This is a genomic window from Streptomyces pseudovenezuelae (assembly GCF_029892565.1).
Classification (GTDB): domain Bacteria; phylum Actinomycetota; class Actinomycetes; order Streptomycetales; family Streptomycetaceae; genus Streptomyces; species Streptomyces pseudovenezuelae_A.
Genome location: NZ_JARXVH010000066.1, coordinates 1 through 2,545 on the forward strand (window position 1 = coordinate 1; position 2,545 = coordinate 2,545).

Annotated in this window: 1 protein-coding gene; it reads left to right on the forward strand. The window is 64.8% G+C overall.

Features of this window, described 5'->3' with window-relative positions:
• The first annotated feature begins 669 nt into the window (after positions 1-669).
• The gene (gene ltrA, locus M2283_RS51445; protein WP_280883556.1) at positions 670-2,433 is read left to right on the forward strand and encodes a group II intron reverse transcriptase/maturase; all 1,764 of its coding nucleotides are present in this window, start codon (positions 670-672) and stop codon (positions 2,431-2,433) included.
• Positions 2,434-2,545 lie beyond the last annotated feature (112 nt).

Below are 2,545 nucleotides of genomic sequence, written 5' to 3' on the forward strand. Positions count from 1 at the left end.
GTGCGACACGAAGTCGCTCCAGGTAAGTAAGGACAGCCACGTGAAGGAGGTATCGATCGGCTGAACTTCGGGCCAGTGTCCAGGGCCCGTCCCCGCGCTCCCATGCGTCGCTGGTAACGGCGGGGTGTGAAGCGGAGCGTTCAAACCCAAGGGCACCTCGGCCATCGAGGAGCAACAGGCGAGGGGAAGGCTGGACGGGCGAACGCAAGTAAACCCTCGATGATGCCCCGTGACTCTAAGACCGCTTGATGGTGCGAAGGCGGCGGTCACAGGACCCGGTGCTGGAAGGCACCAAGCGACCTTCGGGTAACTGAGCCTGAGGGGAGGACACCGCTGGTCTCGGGGTAGAGGGGGCGCCCACCCCAGCCGCGTCTTACTGGTGCGGAACGTGGAAACCCCGACGGGGTCCAAGCCTCGGCTTGGTAGGCCGACCGCAAGGAAGGCTGAAGTCCCCGGCGGGAGAAGGAAGATCCAAGAAGCGAAGGCCGGCGGGCCGAAAGGCCAGAGGAAACCTGGAGATCGGGACCTTCACCCGCTCCCGCATAACTCGCCGGATACGGGCCCTGGTGGCCCGGCCCGAAAGGGCGCCCACGTGGATCAGGTGAGCCTTTGAAGTCACCACTGCAAGGAAGCCGGAACCGAGGGACAAGTTAGACACCGGAGGCGAACATGGAGATCACGGCACCTGCCGTGACGTCCTCGCCTGCGGTGAACGGACCCGAGGACGTCTTACTCGACTGGCACGGCATCGACTGGGCCACCTGCGAGGAGAACGTACGGCGGCTGAGGCAGAGGATCTTCAAGGCGACGCAGGACAGGGACCTCAAGAAGGTCCGCAACTTGCAGAAGCTCATGCTGCGAAGCCGAAGCAACACGCTGGTCAGCGTAAAGCGGGTGACGCAGCAGAGCAGTGGTCGCATGACCGCTGGCATCGACGGGGAACGGGCCCTCACGCCGAAGGCAAGAGGCACCTTGGCGGCCGAGATTCATCGGTCGTCGAAGCCGTGGAAGGCCAGGCCGGTCAAGCGAGTGTTCATCCCCAAGAGCAATGGGAAACAGCGACCGCTCGGCATCCCGGTCATCCGTGACCGGGTTCTCCAGGCCCGCGTGAAGAACGCGCTGGAGCCCGAGTGGGAAGCGCGGTTCGAGCCGAGGTCTTACGGCTTCCGGCCCGGCCGTAGCTGTCAGGACGCGATATCCGCGATCTTCTGGACGGTGAAGGGCAAGAACCCGAAGCGTCTGTGGGTCCTGGACACGGACCTGTCGGCGGCATTCGACCGCATCAACCACGACCACCTGATGACCATGCTCGGTCAGTTTCCCGCCAGGGATCTGATCCGCGGCTGGCTGAAGGCGGGTGTGATCGACCGCGGCCGTTTCGCACCGACCGAGGAGGGAACTCCTCAGGGCGGCGTGATCAGCCCGCTGTTACTGAACGTTGCTCTGCACGGATTAGAGAAGGCCGCAGGGTGCCAATACACGGTTCGGTCCGGGCGCGAGCCCGGTGCCATGCCGGGCACCCCGATGCTGGTGAGGTATGCCGACGACTTCGTCGTGCTCTGCCACGACGAAGCCCAGGTGCACCAGGTCAGGGACCGGCTGGAGGACTGGCTGACGCCAAGAGGTCTTCGCTTCAACGAGGAGAAGACCAAGGTCGTCCACCTCGATGAGGGATTCGACTTCCTCGGCTTCAACGTCCGCCGGAAGGCCCAGAAGAAGCTGATCATCACCCCGAGTACAGCGGCCTGCGCGAGGCTCCGGGCGCGACTGCGAGCCGAGGTGAAGGCCCTGCACGGGGCTAACGCCGAGGCCGTGTTGCGCAGGCTGATCCCGATCGTTCGCGGTTGGGCGGCCTACTACCGGGCGGTGGCGTCCTCGACGACGTTCTCGTCGCTGGATCACTACATGTGGCGGCTGACCTTCAAGTGGGCCAGACGCCGTCACCGCAACAAGTCGAGGTACTGGGTCGTGGACCGGTATTTCGGCAGGTTCCACCCGTCCCGGCGTGACCGGTGGGTGTTCGGCGACCGCGACAGCGGCGCCTTCCTCATCAAGTTCGCCTGGACCGGGATCGTCCGTCACCAGCTCGTCAAGGGCGGAGCGTCTCCGGACGACCCCGCTCTGGTCGAGTATTGGCGGGACCGTCGCGGCAGGAAAGCGCCGCCGCCGATGGACAAGACCAGTCTTGTCCTGGCGGTTCGGCAGCAGGGGCTCTGTCCTCTCTGCAAGCAGGCGTTGATCGTCGGAGCTGAGTACGAACCGGACAGCCCACGCGAGTGGATCAACTGGTTCGCGGCCTCGAAGAAGATGCTCCACAAGCATCACTTCACCTACCGGCGAAACGGCGGCACGGACGAGCGGAACAACCTTCGCCTCGTGCACTCCGAATGCCACCGCCAGCACCACGCTGGCGACGGCAAGCGGACCACATAACCCTGCTGACCTGCGAAGCCCTCGTGGCTTGCTTGAGCCGGATGCGGGGAAAGCTCGCACGTCCGGTTCTGAGGGGGCCGGGGATCAGCAATGGTCTCCGGCTACCCGACCA

Coding starts and splice junctions, on each gene's coding strand:
- ltrA (WP_280883556.1), top strand. CDS start 670: ATGGAGATCACGGCACCTGCCGTGACGTCCTCGCCTGCGGTGAACGGA.